Origin of the sequence: Novosphingopyxis baekryungensis DSM 16222 (assembly GCF_000420305.1) — a bacterium.
Lineage (GTDB): Bacteria > Pseudomonadota > Alphaproteobacteria > Sphingomonadales > Sphingomonadaceae > Novosphingopyxis > Novosphingopyxis baekryungensis.
Window position 1 is genome coordinate 183,715 of sequence record NZ_ATUR01000007.1, and the last position, 15,992, is coordinate 199,706.

The following is a 15,992-nucleotide window of genomic DNA, read 5'->3' on the forward strand; positions in this document are numbered from 1 at the left end:
TCAGCCGTTGACCAGTTGCAGACCCACGGTGCCGGTGCCGGCGCGGAACAGGCCGATCTTTTTGGCGGCGGCGGTGGAAAGATCGATCACGCGGTTGCCGTGAAAGGGGCCGCGATCGTTGATGCGCACGATGACGGATTTGCCATTATGCGTCACCTTCACCTTGCTGCCCATGGGCAGCGTGCGATGCGCGGCGGTCAGCTGGGTCGGGTCGAAGCGCTCGCCGCTCGCGGTGCGGTTGCCCGCCAGATTGGGGCCATAATAGCTGGCGCCGCCATTGCCGAGATCTTCCAGCACGTCCTGCGCATCGTCCAGCAGATCGTCGGTATCCAGATCGATATGTGTGTCCACCGCTGCGGCGACCGGGCTGGTCAGCTCGGCATCGATATCAGCGCTCACCTCGATCGGCGCGAAGCCGGCGGCAGGGGCCGGTGCATCGGCGCGCGCGGCGCCGATCAGGCCCATGGCGGGCACCAGTGCGGCCATGCCGTAGCCGATGAACTTGGTCGCTTTTTTGGAAGCGGGCGCACTGCGAAATCGTGCGCGGATCAATGTTTTCGCCAGATGCATTTTTATCATGCCTTTGATTTATAGCAGAAAACTTGCGTTTTCTCAACCAACCCCAGGCCGCCCTCCAGCGGTGATGATCCGGCTAGGCCCCGTTTCGCGGGCTGTCTCGCTTGACGCGACCAATGGTGCCGTTGATGAGGCCAGACGACGATAAACAAGGAACCGTTCATGGATCGCGACGAGTCTTCGCCCCGCATTAACCAATATCCGCCCGAAAGACTGGTCGGTGGCCTGCGCAAATTGCTGACGGTGGAACGACTCGATACCGATCTATACCGTGGCAGCAACAGTTCCGAAGAGCGCGACCGCGTGTTTGGCGGGCAGGTTATTGCGCAGGCGCTGGCCGCTGCTTCGCATTCGGTAGAAGAGGACCGGATCGTCCATTCGCTCCACGCCTATTTCTTGCGCGGCGGCGATCAGAAGGCGCCGATCATCTACCGGGTCGAGCGGGATTTCGATGGGCGCAGCTTTTCCAACCGCCGCGTCATCGCCATCCAGCATGGCCGGCCCATCTTCAACTTCTCGGCCAGCTTCCAGCGCGTCACGGGCGGGCTGCATCATCAGATGCCGATGCCGGACGTGCCGGGGCCGGACGGGCTGCCCAATCAGACCGAGCAGCTGGAAGCGCAGCCGGGGGTGTCCGCCGAATATCTGGCGCATATGCGCGCCCGGCCCCAGCCGATCGAGTTCCGCATGGTGGAGCCGCATCTGGCGGCGCCTGGGGAAAGGCAGCCGCCCTTTCAACATGCCTGGATGCGGGCCGTCGCGCCCATCGAAGGGCCGGAATCGCTCCACCGCCTGATGCTGGCTTTTGCCAGCGACATGCTGCTGCTGGGCACCTCTGCGCATACCCATGGTGTGCACTGGTCCACCCACAAGCTGGCGATGACCAGCATCGATCATGCGCTATGGTTTCACGAGCCGTTCCAGATGGACGAATGGCTGCTGTTCGCCGCCGACAGCCCATGGACCGGCCATGCGCGCGGCATGAATCGCGGCAGCATCTTCACGCAGGACGGGCGGCTGGTCGCCAGCTGCGCGCAGGAAGGCATGATGCGCCTGCGCGAATAGGCCGGGGCTGCGCTTAGCACTTCCCCCAATGTGCCGAGCATGTCCGCTTTCGGGGGCGGATTGTAATGGCGCTAATGACCGAGATGGGGTGGGAAGCTGCCAGTCGCTATCCCATTTTCCACCGATAAATCAGATATCCGTTTACCACTGCGATGGCACCGACGAGCGCAAACACAACGAATAACAAAATAGCCATTCTCTTCGAAGAAACGTTTTTCGCCGACCTGATTTCAAGAGTTTCTAAAAATGCCGAAAACAAGAGTATCAGGCCGCCAACACCCATGTGCCACCTGGCAATTGTAAAGACCAGTGCGTCAGGCCACAGCTGAAAAACCCAATCATAGATAGCGTTCATACGTGCCAATCAGTTGAAGAACAGGCGACTAGAAGACACGGATTGGCTCAGGTCTACAACGAGGTCGCTAATTGCCCGGCAGTTTTTGGCATGATCCGTGCTTTTGCAGCCACGCACCGCGGCATTAGTCGCAGCCCGACAGCCATCAGCCTCGAACCACCTCCGACTCCGAACAAGAGGGGCGGGTTTAGGCGCGGTTGGCGGAAGAGCATGCCCGACGAGCCGCCCGGTCCGGGCGATATGGCGCGGCATCGCACCGCAATCGCGGCTTTCATCTTGGTGGTTTTTCGGGCATACCGAGTCCACGAAAAACTCCCAGGAGATGATGATGGCCAGTGCGCCCGCAGATACCGCCCAATCCGATAGCGACACTTTCCGCGCCGAGGTGCGCCAGTGGCTGGAGGCGAATTTCCCCGCCTCGCTGAAAGGCAATGACAACAGCCTGTCCTCGGTCGAAGGGCCGACCGATGAGAGCGCCGATGAAAAGGCCTGGCGTGAGGCGGTGGGCGCAAAGGGCTGGGGCACGCCCACCTGGCCCAAGGAATATGGCGGCGGCGGGCTCAGCCGGGAGCAGGCCAAGATCCTCAATCAGGAAATGAGCCGGGCGCAGGCCTATAATCCCATCGGCGGCATGGGCGTGATGATGTTCGGCCCCACGCTGCTGGAATATGGCAGCGAAGCGCAGAAGAAAGAGCATATCCCGCCGATCACGCGCGGCGAAATCCGCTGGTGCCAGGGCTATAGCGAACCCAATGCCGGCTCCGATCTGGCCAATATCCAGACCTTTGGCGAGGACAAGGGCGATCATTATGTGGTCAACGGGCAGAAGACCTGGACCAGCGGCGGCCAGTGGGCGGACAAATGCTTCGCGCTGGTGCGCACCGACAAGAGCCACAAGCATGAGGGCATTTCCTTCATGCTGATCGACATGGACGCCGAGGGCGTGGACGTGAAGCCGATCCGCATGATCAGCGGCATGAGCCCGTTCTGCGAAACCTTTTTCACCAATGTGAAGGTGCCCAAGGAAAATCTGGTCGGCAAGGAAGGGCAGGGTTGGACCATCGGCAAGCGCCTGCTGCAGCATGAGCGGACCAATCTGTCCGGCGGCGGCAGCGCCATCCGCATGCCCAGCATGCCGCTGCACGCCATGGCCAAGACCTATGTCGGCGTGAACGACAATGGCGAGCTGGACGATGGCGAACTGCGCACCAAGATCAGCGATTTCGAGATGCAGTGGCGCAGTTTTCTGGGCACCGCGATGCGCGTGCAGGCGGAGGCCAAGACCACCGGCGGCGTATCCGAAGTCAGCTCCATTCTGAAGAAGGTCGGCACCAAGCTGGGCCAGCAGCGTGCCGAGCTGATGATCGAGATCATGGGCATGAAGGGCCTCGGCTGGGAAGGCGAGGGCTTCAGCGATGAGGAGCTGCGCTCCACCCGCACCTGGCTGTTCGGCAAGGCGACCACCATTTATGGCGGCTCGACCGAAGTGCAGAACAACATCATTTCCAAGCGCATCCTCGGGATGCTGGACCACCAATAAGCACAGGCGCAAGACAACAGCAGGACAGATCGTCATTCCGGCGAACGCCGGAATCTCCATTGGACCGATGGCTCATGATCGCACCGATCTGACGCCGTCCGAGACCCCGGCCTTTGCCGGGGTGACGTGAAGAACGCAGGATCTGGACGAGGACGACAATGGCAATACTCAGCGAAGAACAGACCATGCTGCGCGATATGGCGCGCGAATGGACCAAGAAGGAAAATCCCGTCGGCGCGTTCCGTAAGGTGCGCGATGAAAAGCTGGACGCAGGCTATGAGCCGGCGGTCTACGCCCAGATGGCCGAGATGGGCTGGGCCGGCGTGATCATTCCCGAAGAGCAGGGCGGATCGGACTTCGGCTATATGAGCCTTGGCCTGGTGCTCGAAGAAACCGGGCGCAGCCTGACGGCCAGCCCGCTGCTCGCCTCCGCCCTCGGCGCGGCCAGCGCACTGATCCTCGGCGGATCCGACGATCAGAAGAGCCACTGGCTGCCCAAGATCGCCAGCGGCGAGATCGTGGGCACGCTCGCGGTCGATGAAGGGCCGCGCCACAATCCGGCGAAGACCGAGGTCAGCGTGTCCGGCGGCAAGCTGAGCGGCACCAAGACCTTTGTGCCCGAAGGCATGAGCGCGGGGCTGTTCATCGTTTCGGCGGCGGACGGCGTCTATCTGGTCGATGGCGCCGATGGCGGCGTCAGCCGGTCCGATCGTTCAATGGTCGATCAGCGCGGCTGGGCCGAAGTGACGTTCGACGGCGCAGCGGCGCAGAAACTCGAAGGCGGCGGCGACGATCTGCTAGACCAGATTCTGGACCGGGCGCGCATCGGCGCGGCGGCGGAAATGCTGGGCATGGCGAGCCAGGCGTTCGACGTGACGCTCGCTTATCTGAAACAGCGCGTGCAGTTCAATCAGGTGCTGTCCAGCTTTCAGGCATTGCAGCACCGCATGGCCGATCTGTTCGGCGAGATCGAGCTGATGCGTTCTGCAGTGGAGAACGGCCTGACCGCGCTCGACGACAAGCGCGGCGATATCGCGATGGCCGCCAGCCAGGCCAAGGCGGTGGCCAATGATGCGATCCATCATATGAGCAAGGAAGCGGTGCAGCTGCACGGCGGCATCGGCATGACCGACGAATATGATATCGGATTCTATCTCAAGCGCGCGCGCACGCTCGAACAGCTCTGGGGCTCCAGCGCCTTCCACCGCGAGCGTTTTGCGCGGCTCAACGATTATTGACACAGCCATCCCATAGCGCCCCTGCAGAGCATGGTTCTGCGGGGGCGCAGGATATGGCCGCGCGGGAGGCGGCGTTCGACGCCGAGGTCGAGCGCAATCTCAAGCGCAATTTTACCGCCAATTTCATCCACGGCATGCTGGGGCTGACGGGCTTTCGCCTGATCTACGCGCCCACTTTCATTCCCGCCTATATCCAGCTGATGACCGGATCGGCGCTGTTCGTCGGGCTTGGCCAGACGCTGTTGATGCTGGGCGGGTTCGCGGTGCCGATTTTGGGCGCATCGCAGCTGGAACATCGCCGCCATATCCTGGCCGTCTCGCTGCGGATCGGCACGCTGATGCGCGTGCAGGTGCTGGGTCTGGCGTTGGCAGGCTGGCTATTGTCCGGCACGCCGCTGCTGGTCGCGACGATGCTGCTGTTCCTGCTGCTCGGCCTGTTTCAGGGGCTGCAGCGCGTGGCGTTCCAGATGATCATCGCCAAGGTGATCCCGCTCGACCGGCGCGGGCGGCTGCAGGGCATGCGCAATCTGGCGGGCGGCGCGATCGCGGCGGGGCTCAGCTACACGGCGGGGCATTGGCTGATCGACGAGAAGGTGCTGGGCAATGGCTATGCCACCACCTTTCTGCTGGCCTTTGTCCTCACGTCGCTCGGCCTCATCGTCCTGAAGGTGGGCATGAAGGAGCCGGAAGCGCCGTCGGTGCGGCTGCGCATGCCGGTGCGCGAGCGGCTGACCGAATTGCCTGCGCTGCTGGCGGAGCGCAATTATCGCTGGTTTCTGATCGGTCAGGCGCTGGCGGTTACGGGCCGCGTCTCCGCGCCGTTCTGCATCCTCTATGCCGCGCGGGTGATGGCCCTGGATGGCGCCACCATCGGCGTGCTCAGCCTGGCCTTTCTGGGCGCGGACACGGCTTCGAACATTCTCTGGGGGCAGCTGGGCGACCGCTTCGGCTATCGGCTGACCTTTCTGCTGTCGATCCTGTGCTGGATTGCCGCAATCGTCCTGTTGCTATTCGCCGACACCGAGCCGCTGATCGTGATCGCCTTTATCGGCCTGGGCGCGGCCAATTCCGGCTATCTGATGAGCGCGCAGACGATGGTGCTGGAACTGGGCAATCGCGAGGACATGCCGATGCGGCTGGCGCTATCGACCACGGTGGAGGGGTTTATCGCCACACTCGGCCCGCTGCTGGCGGGGGTGGTGGTGCATGTGGCGGGCTATGTCGCGCTGTTGGGCGGCACGGCGGCCTTGCTGGTGGCCGCTGCATTGGCCTTCTGGCTGCGCGTGACCGAACCGCGCCACCGGATCGCAAACGCCCCCATCGGAACGCGGCGGCCCTGACCCCGGCGGTCAGCCTTTGGCGGGCGGCTGGAAAAAACCGTGGAGCAGCGGCGCGGTGTAGAGCCGCGTGGCCAGGTCCAGATCGCGGCGGCCCGCCCAGTTCTTCAGATCCCAGGCCGCGTTGAGCATGACCATGGCCAGCTGGCTTGCCACCAGCGGATCGATCGGGCGGACCGATCCTTCGGCGATGCCGTCGATCATCATGCCGGCAAAGCGCCGGGCCATCCAGTCGGACCGTTCCAGCACCATCTGCTGCATGCGCGGCGGCAGCACGCCCATCGCCGTGGTGCGCAGCAGCGGACGCTCGCCCTCGAACTGGGCATGCACCAGGCTGCCTGCGGTGCCCGCGATGCGATCGAGAAAGCTGCCATCCTCGGCCAGCGCCACCCGCTGCGCGGCGGACACGCGATCATAGCTGGCGGCAAAGCATTTCATCACCAGATCGTCCTTCGCCTCCAGATGGTGATAGAAGCTGCCCTTGGTGACATTCAGCTGGCTGGCGATGCGTTCCACCGAGGCTCCGCGATAGCCGCGCTCGTTGATCAGCCGGGTCGCCGCTTCCAGAAAATCGCTGAGGCCGCGTTCCTGGCCTTCGCCTTCGGCTTCGGCAGGTTGCGGCAGGTCCATCGGCGACACGTCATGGCCGGGCGCGGCGATGCCCTGCTCGATCAGCTGGAAGCAGCGTTCCCGCACCCGCACGAAATCGGTGCGCGAATAATCGCTCAGCAACACCGGGAGCCAATAGGTGAATTCCAGAAAGATATGCGTGCGCGCCGTCAGGTCCGCATGGCCCACCGGATCATCGCTGCTGCCGAAGAAGCCGCGCGCCTTGCGAAACATGCCGACAAATTCGCCCAGCAATCGCTCGCGCGTGTCGTCCGGCATGGCCCGGATGTCGGACAGGGCCGCTTCCGGCGGATAGGTGCCGGCGCGCTGCTGCGCGATGCGATCGAAGGTGAGTTCGAGATAATGGGCAATGCGGGCACGCGGGCTGTCCTTGGCGGCGGCCTCGTCCACCTCCCGCTCGATCCGCGCCAGCGTGCGGTGGAAGGCGGCCTCCGCCAGCTTCTCCTTGCGCTTGAAATAATAGGCGATGCTGGTCGTATTGAGATCGACCATGCGGCCGACATCGACGAAGGTCATGCCTTTCACGCCGCGTTCGTTGATCAACTCCGCGGCGGCTGAAATGATCAGTTCGCGTTTCGCCTCGAACCGGTCTGTCCGGTCGCTCTGGTCACTGGCCATGATGGCCTCGTTCTTGTTTTTCATTTGGGCGGTATACTCCCCTAAGCCCTTGGGCTAGCAAAGGGGGCGGGCGCGGTCATCAAAAAAGGGACCATGGCCGGGGCCGGGCCGCGTGGCGGCGCGGCCGACGGCTGCGGCGCTGCGCCACCATGATCGGGTCTGAAGGAGAGTATATGTCGCTGTTTGATCTTACCGGGAAGATTGCCCTGATTACGGGCAGTTCGCGCGGCATCGGCAAGGCTATCGCCGGGGCGATGGCGATGCAGGGTGCCAAGGTCGTGATTTCCAGCCGCAAGCAGGATGCCTGCGATGCCGTGGCGGCCGAGATCAACGAGAAGCATGGCGAAGGCACCGCGATCGCGGTGGCCGCCAGCATATCGGACAAGGCCGCTTTGGAAGAACTGGTACGCCAGACCGAGGCGCAGCTGGGGCCGGTGGACATTCTGGTCTGCAACGCGGCGTCCAACCCCTATTACGGCCCGATGGAAGGGATCAGCGACGAGCAGTTCGAAAAGATCCTGTCCAACAACATCATTTCCAACCACTGGCTGTCGCAGCTGGTATTGCCGGGCATGATCGAACGCAAGGACGGCGCCATCGTGATCATCAGTTCCATCGGCGGGCTGAAAGGATCGGACAGTATCGGCGTCTACAACATCTCCAAGGCGGCGGACTTCCAGCTCGCGCGCAATTATGCGGTGGAATATGGCCAGCACAATATCCGCACCAACTGCATCGCGCCCGGCCTGATCCGCACCGATTTCGCCAAGGCGCTGTGGCAGAATGAGGAGGCGGAAAAACGCTTCAACACGCAGCATCCCATGCGCCGCATGGGCCTGCCCGAAGATATTGCCGGTGCAGCGGTGTTCCTCGGCTCGCGGGCCGGGGCCTATGTAAATGGACAGACCATCGTGGTCGACGGAGGATCGGTGATATGAGCATTTCGATAGATTTGAGCGGAAAGGTGGCCATCGTCACCGGCGCGGCGTCCGGCATCGGGCGGGCATCGGCGCGCCTGTTTGCAGAGGCGGGGGCGACGGTGATGATCGCGGATCGTGCGGACGCGGTGCACGAGACGCTGGAGATGATCGAGGCGGCGGGTGGCAAGGGTTTCGCCACGCAAATGGACGCAGGCGACGAGGCGGCGGTCGCGGCGCTGATCGAGGATACGTGCAGCCGCTTTGGCGGGATCGACATCATCTACGCCAATGCCGGGATCACCGGGGGCAAGCCCGGCGGGCTGTTCGATAGCGATGCAAGTGAATGGGCCGAGGTGCTGCGTATCAACCTGATCGGCCCCTATCTGGCGATCAAATATGGCGCGCCCAAGATCAAGGCGCGGGGCGGCGGATCGATCGTCTGCACGGCATCGGTCGCGGGGCTGCGATCCGGCGCGGGGCCGGCCAGCTATTCGGCGAGCAAGGCGGGCGTAATCAATCTGGTCAAGACCGCCGCCTATCATCTGGACGGCACCAATGTGCGCGTGAACTGCATCTGCCCCGGACTGATCGAGACCGGCATGACCAAGCCGGTCTATGATTATGCCCGCGATGCCGGAAAGCTGGACAAGATCGGCCAGCTCAACCCGATGAAACGCGGCGGCGAGCCGGAGGAGATCGCCAAGGCGGCGTTGTTCCTCGCCAGCGATCAGGCCAGCTATGTCAACGGCCAGGCGCTGCCGGTGGATGGCGGCCTTTCGGCCAGCCATCCGATCGCGCCGCGCGGCAATCGCGGCATCTAGGAGGCGTTGGCCGCCTCCCATGCGGCGGTCTGGCTGGCGACGAGGCCGGTCAGATCGCCCTCGGCGATGTTCACGTCGATCAGATGCAGGCCCCAGTCGGCCAGCACGCGTTTCCCCACCATCACATCGCCATTGATGCTGTCGCTGCGCGGATCGGCAGGATCGGCGTTCACGGTCACCGCCAGATAGTCGAAACCGTCCGTGCGCACGCACTGGGTGGAGATGAGGCCCGGCACCTTGACATAGCCCGCTGCGATCGTGGGATCGGCGTCGGTCCATGGCGGCGCGGGATCGGCGCTGGAGACGATCGAACCGCGATTGAGCAAGGTGGCATCGGCGATCACCGCGCCGCCTTTGCCGGACAGGTCCGCCGGATTGGTGCAGGCGGCGCGCAGGCCATCGCCCTCGACACGGCCGAAGCGGGCGCCTTCGGGCGGCGGCGCATCGGCACGAAAGCTCATATAGCTGATCACGCAGCCGGTCTGGATGTCCGTGCGGCACAGCGGCACGCTCTTGAAATCACCGCCGATGTCCGCGCCGGCGGGCACGGCGACATTGGTGCCGATCAGCATGGCGGACAGCATCTGCCGCTGGACCGGCTGGCCGTCGATTTCACGCGCCACGAGATCCTTCAGGATGCCCGCGCCCTGGCTGTGGCCAAAAAGGACGAAAGGCCGCCCGCCATTGTCGCGCGCCATATAGTCGCGAAAGGCATCGCGGACATCGCTGTAGATCAGATCGAAATCGCCCGCGCGCATGGTGCCGCTGACCATGGCATTGCGCAGCGCGGTGAGCGTGATCTGCCGATAGATGGGGCCGAACTGGCGGCACACGCTGCCGAAGCGCGCAAACTGTGCAGCGACGACCGAGCGTTCCTCCTCATTGGCCACCATATCGCTATTGTCGGGCGCATCGAGCGAGACGGTGGGGTAGACATAGAAACAGTCGGCGGCGGGAGCATCGGCATCGGCATAGGGAACATCGCCCACCGTGCCGTCGGCGGCGACCGAGGCAGCGTTGCGCGCTATGGTGCAGGCATCGCGGCGACCGGGCCGGCAGAGCCAGTTCTGTTCCAATGTATAGTCGTTCGCGGGCGGCGGTGCCGCTTCGGCGGGCGCGGCCGATTGCAGCGCGATGGCCCATGCGATGGCGGTCAGGCTCATGCCGGTATCTCCTCGAAAAAATGCTTCAGATCACCCTTCAGGATCTTGCCATTGGCGTTGCGTGGCAGGGTGTCTTCGGAAAAGGCGATCCGTACCGGCACCTTGAACGCGGCCAGGGACGTACGCACCCAGTCCTGCAGTTCCAGCTCCGTCGCGCTGTGGCCGGGCGCCAGGTGCACGACCGCGCCCGGTTCCTCGCCCAGCGTGCGGTGCGGCAGCGCGATGACGGCGGCATCGGTCACGGCGGGGTGATCGTAGAGGATATTCTCCACCTCGGTGCTGTAGATATTCTCGCCGCCGCGGATGACGATGTCCTTGGCCCGGTCGACGATGAAGCAGAAGCCTTCCTCGTCGATCCGTGCCAGATCGCCGGTGCGGACCCAGCCATCGACGAAGGTCTCCGCCGTTGCCGCCGGCTTGTTCCAGTAACCCAGCACGATCTGCGGGCCGCGTGCCCACAGCTCGCCGACCTGGCCGACCGGTTTTTCGTGGCGGCCGTCTTCACTCATGATCTTCAGATCGGACACCGGCACCGGCGGTCCGCAACTGTCCGGGCGGTTCAGATAATCTTCCGCGCTGTGGCTGGTGACGGTCGCCATCGTCTCCGTCATGCCCCAGCCATTGCCGGGCAGCGCGCCCAGCACGTCACGGATCTTGCGCACCAGATCGGGCGCGGAGGGGGCTCCGCCATAGCTGACGGTCCGCAGCGTGCTCAGATCATATTGCGCGCGCGCAGGATGCTCGATCAGCTGCCAGGCGATGGTCGGCACGCCGCCCGCCTGCGTCACGCCCTCGCGTTCGATGATGCCGAACGCCTCCTCGGCGTCCCATTTATGCATGAAGATCAAGGTTGCACCGCTGGCCATCGCGCCGGTCATCGTGGCCGAGCAGGCGGTGACGTGGAACAGCGGAATCACCAGCAGGCCGACGGCGCGTGGCGGCGGATCCGGCGGCATCTCACCCCGGCGCAGGAACGAGCGCGCGGCGGCATAGGCGCTGGAAAAGATATTGGTGCAGATGTTGCGGTGCGTGCCCAGCGCGCCCTTGGGCTGGCCGGTGGTGCCGCTGGTGTAGAAGATCGTCGCCGGATCGTCAGGGGCAAGCGCGCTCGCCGGAAGATCGTCGTCCGGCAGCGCGCCGTAATCGGCGGTGGTTCCGATCACGCTTTCGAGCGCGCGGGCAGAGCCGGTCAGATCGCCATCGGCGCGCGTCACCAGCACCGTCTCCAGATCGGGCAGTGCGGCATAATGATCGGTCAGCCGCGCATGCCGTTCGGCATCGCACAGCAGGATGCGCGCGCCCGCATCCGCCAGGCCATATTCCAGTTCCTGCCCCGTCCACCAGGCATTGAGCGGCACCACGATGGCACCGATCGACGCGGCGGCAAAAAAGGCCACCGGCCATTCGGGCAGGTTGCGCATGGCGAGGCCAATCCGATCCCCCTTGCCGATGCCGAGCGACAGAAAATGCCGGGCCAGCGCGGCGGTGGCGCGGTGAAAATCGGCATAGCTCACCCGCTCCTGTTCCAGGATGGCGAACGGCGTATCGCCATGGGTGCGGGCCAGTTGGGCCAAAGCCGCCAATGTGGGCGGCACGTTTTTCCATGTGCGGACCGGCTGCCCGGCGACCGACTGCTGCACCATTTCAAACCGCGCGCCCGGCGCACATAGCTGGGCTTCGATATCGGCGAGCGAGGCGGCCGGCCAGGCAGCGTACGATTGTGCATTCGTCATAGCGGTCCGTTCCATTCTTGGTACAGGACAAGGGCTAGACGCTTCCCGGCTGTTGGACAAGTTTGGACATACCCCATGCAGGAATTGCTGGCGTGCGCCGCACCGCTTGCGGCCTGTCCCGCCCGGCCCCGCGACCGGCCTGCACATTTAAATTAACTTGAGTTTCTTGCCTATTGCCACCGCTGCGCTAGAAACAGGGCATAGCGGCACGTGCAATGCATGCGATGCAACAATAAACATCATGAAAGTCTTGGGGGGTATCAGCAGTCGATGGTCGATAGTTGTTTTGTCAAACGCCTGTTGCAGCATATCGATCTGACCGCGTCCGAAATTGCCGATATCGCCGAACTGGAGCGCGAACCGGTTACCTTCGCCCCCGGCCAGAAGCTTTGGGAAGAGGGGCACAAGGCCGACTATATCTGTATCGTGCAGGATGGTTGGCTGATGTCCGAAACCCTTCTGGAAGGCGGCGAGCGACAGATTTTGCGGTTCTATTTCTCCGGCGAGCTGATCGGCACCGCCAGTATTGCCTATGATCATGCCACCACCACGGTGCGGGCCGTGGACGAGGCGCAGCTTTGCATGTTCCCGCGCGCCCGCCTGGGGGAGCTGTTTGCGCGTCACCCGCGCCTGAGCACGCTGTTCTATTCGCTGGGCATGCTGGAGGTGATCGATCTGAACGATCGGCTACGCGCGATGGGGCGCACCGATGGCAAGGCCCGGCTGGCCCATCTGTTTCTGGCGATCGCCGAGCGGCTGCGCGTCCTCACCGGTCCGGAATCGACCAAGCTTCATGTGCCGCTGACCCAGAATGATCTGGCCGATGCCGTCGGTCTGACCGCTATTCACGTCAATCGGCTGCTCAAGGAAATGTCCAGCGAAGGCCTGATCCGCCGCCATCGGCGGGAGCTGGAGCTGCTCGACGAACCGGCGCTGCGCAGGATTGCGCAGTTCCGCAGCCGCCGACAGAATATCGATCTCGGCTGGTTTCCGCCCGCCCAAAACTGAGCCTGCGCCGGGCGGGGACCATCACGGCGTGGTCGCTGCCCAGCCCAGCCTAGCCCCAAACCCAGTCTCAGCCTCAGCGGTTCTTGCGGCCGTCGATCAATCCCTCGACCACGTCCGGATCGGCCAGCGTCGAGGTGTCGCCCAGCGCGCCATAATCATTCTCGGCGATCTTGCGCAGGATGCGGCGCATGATCTTGCCGCTGCGCGTCTTGGGCAAAGCGGGCGTGAAGTGCAGATGGTCCGGCGTGGCGATGGGGCCGATCTCGCTGCGGACATGGTTTTTCAGCTCGGTTTCCAGATCGTCCGATGCCTCCACGCCGCTGTTGAGTGTGACATAGCAATAGATGCCCTGCCCCTTGAGATCATGCGGATAGCCGACCACGGCAGCCTCGGCGACCTTGGGATGCAGCACCAGCGCGCTTTCGACTTCGGCGGTGCCCATGCGATGGCCGGAAACGTTGATGACATCGTCCACCCGGCCCGTGATGGTGTAATAGCCATGGGTATCGCGGCGGCAGCCGTCACCGGTAAAATATTTGCCTTTATAGGTGCTGAAATAGGTCTGCGCGAACCGCTCATGATCGCCGTAGATGCTGCGCATCTGGCCCGGCCAGCTGCGGGCGATGGCCAGATTGCCTTCGGCCGGACCATCGAGGATCTGGCCATCGGCATCCAGCAATTGCGGCGCGATGCCGAAAAAGGGTTTGCCCGCGCTGCCCGGCTTCATGTCATGGGCGCCGGGCAGGGTGGTGATCATGATGCCGCCGGTCTCGGTCTGCCACCAGGTATCGACGATCGGCGCCGCGCCGCCGCCGACCTGCTGATGATACCAGCGCCAGGCTTCCGGGTTGATCGGCTCGCCCACCGTGCCGAGCCGTTTCAGCGAGGACAGGTCATGCTTGCGCACAGGCGCATCGCCTTCGCGCATCAGCGCGCGGATGGCGGTTGGGGCGGTGTAGAAAATATTGACCTTATGCCGCTCGACCATGTCCCACAACCGGCTGACGTCGGGATGGTTGGGCACGCCCTCGAACATCAGGCTGGTCGCGCCATTTTGCAGCGGACCATAGACGATATAGCTGTGGCCGGTGACCCAGCCGATGTCTGCGGTACACCAGTAGATGTCGCCCGGCTGGTAATCGAACACATAGTGAAAGGTGGTGGCGGTCCACACGGCATAGCCGCCGGTCGTATGCAGCACGCCCTTGGGCTTGCCGGTGGAGCCGGAAGTATAGAGAATGAACAGCGGGTCCTCCGCGCCCATTTCCGCGCACGGACAGTCGGCCTCTACCGTCTGCGCCGCCTCGTCATACCAGATGTCGCGGCCGTCTTTCATGGCCACGTCTTCGCCGCGATGGCGGATCACCAGCGTCTTGACGGCAAAATCCAGCTTCTCCAGCGCTTCGTCGGCATTGGCTTTCAGCGGGATGGTGTTGCCCGCGCGCACCCCGGCGTCGGCGGTGATGAGGAAACGGCTGTCGCAATCCTCGATCCGCCCGGCCAGCGCTTCGGGAGAAAAGCCACCGAAGACCACCGAATGCACCGCACCGATACGGGCGCAGGCGAGCATGGCGATGGCGCCTTCCAGGATCATCGGCATGTAGAGCGTCACCCGGTCGCCGCGCGTCACGCCCATGGATTTCAGCACATTGGCGAAGCGCTGCACCGCCACGTGCAGCTCGGCATAGCTCAGCGTTCTGGTGACGCCGGGCTCGTCCGCTTCCCAGATGAGCGCGGAGACATCGCCCTTGCCCGCCTCGACATGGCGATCGACGCAATTGTAGCACAGGTTGAGCCGGCCATCCTCATACCATTGGATATCGACGGGATCGAAGCTCCAATTGCCTGTTTTGGTCGGCTCGGCGATCCAGTCCACGCGCTGCGCCTGTTCACGCCAGAAGGTTTCGGGATCGTCCAGCGACTGCGCATAGAGCCGGTCATAGCCAGCCGCATCGCAGTGCGTCCGCCCGGTACCGGGCCGTGCGACCAGCGCCTCTTCCTGCTTGCCATCCGCCATCTTGCCCATCTCCCATGTCGTGCCATGTGCATCATGGCATTTGCGCCAGCGTTAGCGCCCGGCTGCTTTACGGCTACCATAGCGGTCGGTTCCTCTGCTAGCATGCAAAGCTCCAGGCCTTTCCTCCAAGGATGAACCACGTGACCGTTCGCCCCCTTGCTGCCGTTGCGGCGCTTTCCATGATTTTTGCACTGCCGGCATGTGGCAGTGGCAATGATTCGGTCGATACCGAAGAGGATTTCAGCAATATTCCGGTGCCGCCGCCACCGCCCGCGCCCTCGGGCGTCAGCTACACGGTGCGCAATTGCCTCACCCAGCGTATTCCGGCGAGCGACCTGACCGCCGGTGGCCTGACCGTCGGGCAGGCGATCTTCCCGGACACGCTGACGCTCGACTTTTCCCGCACGGCAGGCTTCCCCAATGGGCGCAAACCGGCCGATCAGGTGGGCGATATCATGCTCGCCTACATCTTCCTCGATCTGGGCAAGGAGGGTGCGCGGCGCTTTGCGAATGTGCCGCTCAACCCGGCGGCGAACGATGTCGCCTTCCCGGCAGGCTTCCCCTATCTCGCGCCGGCGCAGGGCAATCCCCCCCGCGCGTCCAGTGGTGGCACCAATTTCGACTTTGTGGACGAGGATGACGATCAGTATGACCGGGTGGACCGGATGGGCATGCCGCTGATCTCCACCGCCATCGTGCCGTTCGAACGCAAGCCGGACTATAATGATTCCGGTCCGCGCGACGATGTAGATGGCGATTATGTGGACGATATCGAGAGCGAGCTGCAGGCGCTTACCAATGCATTCGCGGATGATCTTTCCGCACAGGGGTTTGCCCTCTGCGCAAAGCAATAGCGGCGCGGCCACCGCTTGGCCTTTCCGGGCAATGCCCGTGCGCTGCGAGGCAGCCAAAACCGCGCCAAAAAGATTGATGCCAAATGAACATTTCTTGCAAGTAACGGTATTTATTGC

General features: G+C 63.6%; 14 protein-coding genes. 8 read left to right on the forward strand and 6 right to left on the reverse strand.

Annotation, left to right across the window (positions count from 1 at the left end):
* On the reverse strand, positions 1-570 hold the full coding sequence (locus G410_RS0112705) for a septal ring lytic transglycosylase RlpA family protein (protein WP_022674043.1): 570 nt from the start codon (positions 568-570) through the stop codon (positions 1-3).
* A gap of 168 nt (positions 571-738) precedes the next feature.
* On the opposite strand from G410_RS0112705, the gene G410_RS0112710 reads away from it, so the two are divergent.
* Complete coding sequence (locus G410_RS0112710; RefSeq protein WP_022674044.1) at positions 739-1,641, forward strand: acyl-CoA thioesterase; 903 nt, start codon at positions 739-741, stop codon at positions 1,639-1,641.
* A gap of 106 nt (positions 1,642-1,747) precedes the next feature.
* Here G410_RS0112710 and G410_RS0112715 read toward each other — a convergent pair whose 3' ends face one another.
* Positions 1,748-1,996, reverse strand: a complete 249-nt coding sequence (locus G410_RS0112715) for a hypothetical protein (RefSeq protein ID WP_022674045.1) — start codon at positions 1,994-1,996, stop codon at positions 1,748-1,750.
* A 328-nt stretch (positions 1,997-2,324) separates the two neighbouring features.
* Here G410_RS0112715 and G410_RS0112720 point away from each other — a divergent pair, with 328 nt between their 5' ends.
* From G410_RS0112720 to G410_RS16735, 3 genes are all read left to right on the forward strand, one after another.
* Entirely contained in the window at positions 2,325-3,536 is a 1,212-nt protein-coding gene (locus G410_RS0112720) for an acyl-CoA dehydrogenase family protein (RefSeq protein ID WP_028971428.1), read from the forward strand.
* Positions 3,537-3,694: 158 nt separating this feature from the next.
* Positions 3,695-4,774 (forward strand): acyl-CoA dehydrogenase family protein, encoded by a 1,080-nt coding sequence (locus G410_RS0112725; RefSeq protein ID WP_022674047.1) that lies wholly within the window; start codon positions 3,695-3,697, stop codon positions 4,772-4,774.
* 53 nt (positions 4,775-4,827) lie between these two features.
* Positions 4,828-6,114, forward strand: a complete 1,287-nt coding sequence (locus G410_RS16735) for an MFS transporter (RefSeq protein WP_033317628.1) — start codon at positions 4,828-4,830, stop codon at positions 6,112-6,114.
* A 9-nt stretch (positions 6,115-6,123) separates the two neighbouring features.
* Here G410_RS16735 and G410_RS0112735 read toward each other — a convergent pair whose 3' ends face one another.
* On the reverse strand, positions 6,124-7,383 hold the full coding sequence (locus G410_RS0112735) for a TetR/AcrR family transcriptional regulator (RefSeq protein ID WP_022674049.1): 1,260 nt from the start codon (positions 7,381-7,383) through the stop codon (positions 6,124-6,126).
* Positions 7,384-7,532: 149 nt separating this feature from the next.
* Between G410_RS0112735 and G410_RS0112740 the strand changes: the two genes are divergently transcribed.
* Together G410_RS0112740 and G410_RS0112745 are read left to right on the forward strand one after the other, a co-directional pair.
* Positions 7,533-8,297, forward strand: a complete 765-nt coding sequence (locus G410_RS0112740) for an SDR family NAD(P)-dependent oxidoreductase (protein ID WP_022674050.1) — start codon at positions 7,533-7,535, stop codon at positions 8,295-8,297.
* On the forward strand, positions 8,294-9,100 hold the full coding sequence (locus tag G410_RS0112745) for an SDR family NAD(P)-dependent oxidoreductase (RefSeq protein ID WP_022674051.1): 807 nt from the start codon (positions 8,294-8,296) through the stop codon (positions 9,098-9,100). Before G410_RS0112740 ends, G410_RS0112745 begins: the two co-directional genes overlap by 4 nt.
* Here the strand turns inward: G410_RS0112745 and G410_RS0112750 are convergent.
* Positions 9,097-10,263, reverse strand: a complete 1,167-nt coding sequence (locus G410_RS0112750; protein WP_022674052.1) for a DUF3089 domain-containing protein — start codon at positions 10,261-10,263, stop codon at positions 9,097-9,099. The genes G410_RS0112745 and G410_RS0112750 overlap by 4 nt on opposite strands.
* Positions 10,260-11,996, reverse strand: coding sequence for a class I adenylate-forming enzyme family protein (locus G410_RS0112755; protein ID WP_022674053.1), 1,737 nt, complete (start codon positions 11,994-11,996; stop codon positions 10,260-10,262). Before G410_RS0112755 ends, G410_RS0112750 begins: the two co-directional genes overlap by 4 nt.
* 270 nt (positions 11,997-12,266) lie before the next feature.
* Here G410_RS0112755 and G410_RS16740 point away from each other — a divergent pair, with 270 nt between their 5' ends.
* Positions 12,267-13,004, forward strand: coding sequence for a Crp/Fnr family transcriptional regulator (locus tag G410_RS16740; RefSeq protein ID WP_022674054.1), 738 nt, complete (start codon positions 12,267-12,269; stop codon positions 13,002-13,004).
* Between the two features lie 73 nt (positions 13,005-13,077).
* Here G410_RS16740 and acs read toward each other — a convergent pair whose 3' ends face one another.
* Positions 13,078-15,021 (reverse strand): acetate--CoA ligase, encoded by a 1,944-nt coding sequence (gene acs, locus G410_RS0112765; RefSeq protein ID WP_028971432.1) that lies wholly within the window; start codon positions 15,019-15,021, stop codon positions 13,078-13,080.
* A 140-nt stretch (positions 15,022-15,161) separates the two neighbouring features.
* Between acs and G410_RS16745 the strand changes: the two genes are divergently transcribed.
* Positions 15,162-15,875: a hypothetical protein gene (locus G410_RS16745; protein ID WP_156851956.1), complete on the forward strand. Its 714-nt coding sequence runs from the start codon at positions 15,162-15,164 to the stop codon at positions 15,873-15,875.
* The last annotated feature ends 117 nt before the right edge of the window (positions 15,876-15,992 follow it).

What these genes read in the sequence shown, in the direction of transcription:
- G410_RS0112705 (WP_022674043.1), bottom strand. Translation starts at nt 570, where the DNA reads ATGCATCTGGCGAAAACATTGATCCGCGCACGATTTCGCAGTGCGCCC.
- G410_RS0112710 (WP_022674044.1), top strand. Translation starts at nt 739, where the DNA reads ATGGATCGCGACGAGTCTTCGCCCCGCATTAACCAATATCCGCCCGAA.
- G410_RS0112715 (WP_022674045.1), bottom strand. Translation starts at nt 1,996, where the DNA reads ATGAACGCTATCTATGATTGGGTTTTTCAGCTGTGGCCTGACGCACTG.
- G410_RS0112720 (WP_028971428.1), top strand. Translation starts at nt 2,325, where the DNA reads ATGGCCAGTGCGCCCGCAGATACCGCCCAATCCGATAGCGACACTTTC.
- G410_RS0112725 (WP_022674047.1), top strand. Translation starts at nt 3,695, where the DNA reads ATGGCAATACTCAGCGAAGAACAGACCATGCTGCGCGATATGGCGCGC.
- G410_RS16735 (WP_033317628.1), top strand. Translation starts at nt 4,828, where the DNA reads ATGGCCGCGCGGGAGGCGGCGTTCGACGCCGAGGTCGAGCGCAATCTC.
- G410_RS0112735 (WP_022674049.1), bottom strand. Translation starts at nt 7,383, where the DNA reads ATGAAAAACAAGAACGAGGCCATCATGGCCAGTGACCAGAGCGACCGG.
- G410_RS0112740 (WP_022674050.1), top strand. Translation starts at nt 7,533, where the DNA reads ATGTCGCTGTTTGATCTTACCGGGAAGATTGCCCTGATTACGGGCAGT.
- G410_RS0112745 (WP_022674051.1), top strand. Translation starts at nt 8,294, where the DNA reads ATGAGCATTTCGATAGATTTGAGCGGAAAGGTGGCCATCGTCACCGGC.
- G410_RS0112750 (WP_022674052.1), bottom strand. Translation starts at nt 10,263, where the DNA reads ATGAGCCTGACCGCCATCGCATGGGCCATCGCGCTGCAATCGGCCGCG.
- G410_RS0112755 (WP_022674053.1), bottom strand. Translation starts at nt 11,996, where the DNA reads ATGACGAATGCACAATCGTACGCTGCCTGGCCGGCCGCCTCGCTCGCC.
- G410_RS16740 (WP_022674054.1), top strand. Translation starts at nt 12,267, where the DNA reads ATGGTCGATAGTTGTTTTGTCAAACGCCTGTTGCAGCATATCGATCTG.
- acs (WP_028971432.1), bottom strand. Translation starts at nt 15,021, where the DNA reads ATGGCGGATGGCAAGCAGGAAGAGGCGCTGGTCGCACGGCCCGGTACC.